Annotated in this window: 1 protein-coding gene and 3 rRNA genes; 1 reads left to right on the top strand and 3 read right to left on the bottom strand. The window is 55.1% G+C overall.

Annotated features, from left to right (window positions below; genetic code table 11):
• Positions 1-52: 52 nt before the first annotated feature.
• From rrf to ACFWJ8_RS20870, 3 genes are all read right to left on the bottom strand, one after another.
• A 5S ribosomal RNA gene (rrf, locus tag ACFWJ8_RS20880) occupies positions 53-169 on the bottom strand.
• A gap of 127 nt (positions 170-296) precedes the next feature.
• Positions 297-3,401, bottom strand: a 23S ribosomal RNA gene (locus tag ACFWJ8_RS20875).
• Positions 3,402-3,784: 383 nt separating this feature from the next.
• A 16S ribosomal RNA gene (locus tag ACFWJ8_RS20870) occupies positions 3,785-5,306 on the bottom strand.
• Together the 16S, 23S and 5S rRNA genes form the textbook arrangement of a ribosomal RNA operon.
• Positions 5,307-5,312: 6 nt before the next feature.
• Here ACFWJ8_RS20870 and ACFWJ8_RS20865 point away from each other — a divergent pair.
• The coding region (locus ACFWJ8_RS20865; protein WP_378815173.1) for a hypothetical protein at positions 5,313-5,500 on the top strand (188 nt) is incomplete at its 3' end.

Genomic DNA, 5,500 nt, shown 5'->3' with positions numbered 1-5,500 from the left:
TGTTAACGCGGAATGGCCACCCAGGGTGTGGGTGGCCATTCCGTGAATGGGTGTCCGGCGGTGTCCTACTCTCCCACAGGGTCCCCCCTGCAGTACCATCGGCGCTGAGAGGCTTAGCTTCCGGGTTCGGAATGTGACCGGGCGTTTCCCTCTCGCTATGGCCGCCGAAACTCTTTTGATGTTTCAGTCGTACACGACAAAGCAGTGTTTTGTTGTTTGTTCCCGACCGTACATCGGGAACCACTCAGTGGACGCGTGCATTCTTAAACCCGGTTCTACCCGGGGAAAGTTTGGGTGTTATCAAGTCATCGGCTTATTAGTACCAGTCAGCTGCACACGTTGCCGTGCTTCCACATCTGGCCTATCAACCCAGTAGTCTGGCTGGGAGCCTCTCACCCGAAGGTATGGAAGTCTCATCTTGAGGCCGGCTTCCCGCTTAGATGCTTTCAGCGGTTATCCATCCCGAACGTAGCTAACCAGCGGTGCACTTGGCAGTACAACTGGCACACCAGAGGTTCGTCCAACCCGGTCCTCTCGTACTAGGGTCAGATCCTCTCAAACTTCCTACGCGCGCAGCGGATAGGGACCGAACTGTCTCACGACGTTCTAAACCCAGCTCGCGTACCGCTTTAATGGGCGAACAGCCCAACCCTTGGGACCTACTCCAGCCCCAGGATGCGACGAGCCGACATCGAGGTGCCAAACCATGCCGTCGATATGGACTCTTGGGCAAGATCAGCCTGTTATCCCCGAGGTACCTTTTATCCGTTGAGCGACAGCGCTTCCACAAGCCACTGCCGGATCACTAGTCCCGACTTTCGTCCCTGCTCGACCTGTCAGTCTCACAGTCAAGCTCCCTTGTGCACTTACACTCGCCACCTGATTGCCAACCAGGTTGAGGGAACCTTTGGGCGCCTCCGTTACTTTTTGGGAGGCAACCGCCCCAGTTAAACTACCCACCAGGCACTGTCCCTGAACCGGATCACGGTTCGAAGTTAGATATCCAGAGTGACCAGAGTGGTATTTCAACAATGACTCCACGAATACTGGCGTATCCGCTTCATAGTCTCCCACCTATCCTACACAAGCCACACCGAACACCAATACCAAGCTGTAGTAAAGGTCACGGGGTCTTTCCGTCCTGCTGCGCGTAACGAGCATCTTTACTCGTAATGCAATTTCGCCGAGTTCGCGGTTGAGACAGTTGGGAAGTCGTTACGCCATTCGTGCAGGTCGGAACTTACCCGACAAGGAATTTCGCTACCTTAGGATGGTTATAGTTACCACCGCCGTTTACTGGGGCTTAAATTCTCAGCTTCGCCTTGCGGCTAACCGGTCCTCTTAACCTTCCAGCACCGGGCAGGCGTCAGTCCGTATACATCGTCTTGCGACTTGGCACGGACCTGTGTTTTTAGTAAACAGTCGCTACCCACTAGTCTCTGCGGCCACCACACCCTTTTCCAGGCAAGCTGGTATAAGTGGATGGCCCCCCTTCTCCCGAAGTTACGGGGGCATTTTGCCGAGTTCCTTAACCACGATTCTCTCGATCTCCTCGGTATTCTCTACCTGACCACCTGAGTCGGTTTGGGGTACGGGCGGCTAGAACCTCGCGTCGATGCTTTTCTTGGCAGCATAGGATCACCCACTTTTCATCCGCATCGTGTCTCAGCCTGTATGAGTCGCGGATTTGCCTACGACTCGGCCTACGCACTTGCCCCGGGACAACCATCGCCCGGGTTGGGCTACCTTCCTGCGTCACACCTGTTAATACGCTAACCGCACCAGCATGGGGTCGTACGCTAGGCCCCAAGCCATCGCCCGAAGGCTCCGGTCATGGGGATTCAGATACTTAGCACTACTGGGTTAGTTGGGGCGGTTCTTCGCCGGTACGGGAATATCAACCCGTTGTCCATCGACTACGCCTGTCGGCCTCGCCTTAGGTCCCGACTTACCCAGGGAAGATTAGCTTGACCCTGGAACCCTTGGTCTTTCGGAGGACGTGTTTCTCACACGTCTTTCGCTACTCATGCCTGCATTCTCACTCGTGTGGCGTCCACGGCTGGGTCACCCCGCCGCTTCACTCGCCACACGACGCTCTCCTACCCATCAACACGGCTGGACCACGAAGGCCTACCAATAATGTCAATGCCACAACTTCGGTGGCGTGCTTGAGCCCCGTTACATTGTCGGCGCGGAATCACTTGACCAGTGAGCTATTACGCACTCTTTCAAGGGTGGCTGCTTCTAAGCCAACCTCCTGGTTGTCTAAGCAACTCCACATCCTTTCCCACTTAGCACGCGCTTAGGGACCTTAGATGGTGGTCTGGGTTGTTTCCCTCTCGACTATGAAGCTTATCCCCCACAGTCTCACTGCTGCGCTCTCACTTACCGGCATTCGGAGTTTGGCTGACGTCAGTAACCTTGTAGGGCCCATCGGCCATCCAGTAGCTCTACCTCCGGCAAGAAACACGCAACGCTGCACCTAAATGCATTTCGGAGAGAACCAGCTATCACGAAGTTTGATTGGCCTTTCACCCCTATCCACAGCTCATCCCCTCAGTTTTCAACCTAAGTGGGTTCGGCCCTCCACGACGTCTTACCGTCGCTTCAGCCTGGCCATGGATAGATCACTTCGCTTCGGGTCTAGGACATGCGACTGAATCGCCCTATTCAGACTCGCTTTCGCTACGGCTACCCCACCCGGGTTAACCTCGCCACATATCGCTAACTCGCAGGCTCATTCTTCAAAAGGCACGCTGTCACCCCTACTAAGGAGGCTCCAACGGTTTGTAAGCAAACGGTTTCAGGTACTATTTCACTCCCCTCCCGGGGTACTTTTCACCTTTCCCTCACGGTACTTGTCCGCTATCGGTCATCTGGGAGTATTTAGGCTTATCAGGTGGTCCTGACAGATTCACACGGGATTTCTCGGGCCCCGTGCTACTTGGGATACTCTCCACGTCAGAACACGCATTTCGACTACGGGGCTGGCACCCACTCTGGCCCGCCTTTCAAGACGGTTCGTCTATACGCTTCTGTCACGTCGACCACTCGGCAGAATGATCAAGAAAGTCCCACGACCCCTCACATGCAACGCCTGCCGGCTATCACACACATGAGGTTTAGCCTCATCCGATTTCGCTCGCCACTACTCACGGAATCACGGTTGTTTTCTCTTCCTGCGGGTACTGAGATGTTTCACTTCCCCGCGTTCCCTCTACCCGCCCTATATATTCAGGCGGGAGTCACTGGGTCGGCACGCCGCCCAGCGGGGTTTCCCCATTCGGACACCCTCGGATCAAAACTTGCTTATCAGTTCCCCGAGGCTTATCGCAGATTGCTACGTCCTTCTTCGGCTCCAGATGCCAAGGCATCCACCGTTTGCTCTTAAAGACTTGAAATCACATGAGCCAATTCCAAAAGAATTGTCTATCGTTTCGACATGATGCTTACGCACCACATCTTTAAGATGCTCGCGTCCACTGTGTAGTTCTCAAAGTACGGGCGGTACCCGACCCACCCACCAGCCAAAAGCCGGCAGCAGGACGAGCCCAGAGAGTTGCACACCACTCCGAAGAGCAGCGTCCGGTCCCTCAGGACCCAACAGCGTGCAGGCACCCCGCTCACCAGACCCCACCCTCCAACCACACCCCGAAAGAGTGCGGCGTACTAGTAGGAACCAGCTGCGCTGACGCCATGTCAAATGTTCCACCCACGAGCCCCAACCAGGAACATTCGCCCTGATCTGGGTCCTACAACCCCGAAGAGTTGAGGTGCTCCTTAGAAAGGAGGTGATCCAGCCGCACCTTCCGGTACGGCTACCTTGTTACGACTTAGTCCTAATTACCGATCCCACCTTCGACGGCTCCCTCCACAAGGGTTAGGCCACCGGCTTCAGGTGTTACCGACTTTCATGACTTGACGGGCGGTGTGTACAAGACCCGGGAACGTATTCACCGCAGCGTTGCTGATCTGCGATTACTAGCGACTCCGACTTCATGAGGTCGAGTTGCAGACCTCAATCCGAACTGGGACCGGCTTTTTGGGATTCGCTCCACCTCACGGTATTGCAGCCCTTTGTACCGGCCATTGTAGCATGCGTGAAGCCCAAGACATAAGGGGCATGATGATTTGACGTCATCCCCACCTTCCTCCGAGTTGACCCCGGCAGTATCCCATGAGTTCCCACCATTACGTGCTGGCAACATAGAACGAGGGTTGCGCTCGTTGCGGGACTTAACCCAACATCTCACGACACGAGCTGACGACAACCATGCACCACCTGTTCACGAGTGTCCAAAGAGTCCCCTATTTCTAGGGTGTTCTCGTGTATGTCAAGCCTTGGTAAGGTTCTTCGCGTTGCATCGAATTAATCCGCATGCTCCGCCGCTTGTGCGGGTCCCCGTCAATTCCTTTGAGTTTTAGCCTTGCGGCCGTACTCCCCAGGCGGGGAACTTAATGCGTTAGCTGCGTCACGGAATCCGTGGAAAGGACCCCACAACTAGTTCCCAACGTTTACGGGGTGGACTACCAGGGTATCTAAGCCTGTTTGCTCCCCACCCTTTCGCTCCTCAGCGTCAGTTACGGCCCAGAGATCTGCCTTCGCCATCGGTGTTCCTCCTGATATCTGCGCATTCCACCGCTACACCAGGAATTCCAATCTCCCCTACCGCACTCTAGTCTGCCCGTACCCACTGCAGGCCCGAGGTTGAGCCTCGGGTTTTCACAGCAGACGCGACAAACCGCCTACGAGCTCTTTACGCCCAATAATTCCGGATAACGCTTGCGCCCTACGTATTACCGCGGCTGCTGGCACGTAGTTAGCCGGCGCTTTTTCTGCAGGTACCGTCACTCACGCTTCTTCCCTGCTAAAAGAGGTTTACAACCCGAAGGCCGTCATCCCTCACGCGGCGTTGCTGCATCAGGCTTCCGCCCATTGTGCAATATTCCCCACTGCTGCCTCCCGTAGGAGTCTGGGCCGTGTCTCAGTCCCAGTGTGGCCGGTCACCCTCTCAGGCCGGCTACCCGTCGACGCCTTGGTGAGCCATTACCTCACCAACAAGCTGATAGGCCGCGAGCCCATCCCAGACCGAAAAATCTTTCCAACCCCCACCATGCGGTGAAAGCTCATATCCAGTATTAGACACCGTTTCCAGCGCTTATCCCAGAGTCCAGGGCAGGTTGCTCACGTGTTACTCACCCGTTCGCCACTAATCCACCAAGCAAGCTCAGCTTCATCGTTCGACTTGCATGTGTTAAGCACGCCGCCAGCGTTCATCCTGAGCCAGGATCAAACTCTCCATAAAAAATGATTGCCACAACCCACCGGGAAAAACGGTGAAGAAGCAGCGAGTTCAACCATGACCAAAAACGAATATCAAACTGACATCCATGAATTGATCCAAAAAAGACCCCCACCAACCAGAAAACTGGTCGACAGAGAAATAAATTTGGCATTTGACAAGTGCACGCTGTTGAGTTCTCAAAGATCGGACGCACC

This window comes from Microbacterium sp. NPDC058389 (genome assembly GCF_042722305.1).
GTDB lineage: Bacteria > Actinomycetota > Actinomycetes > Actinomycetales > Microbacteriaceae > Microbacterium.
Note: the sequence above shows the minus strand (reverse complement) of the source record. Positions and strands in the feature narration are given on the sequence as shown.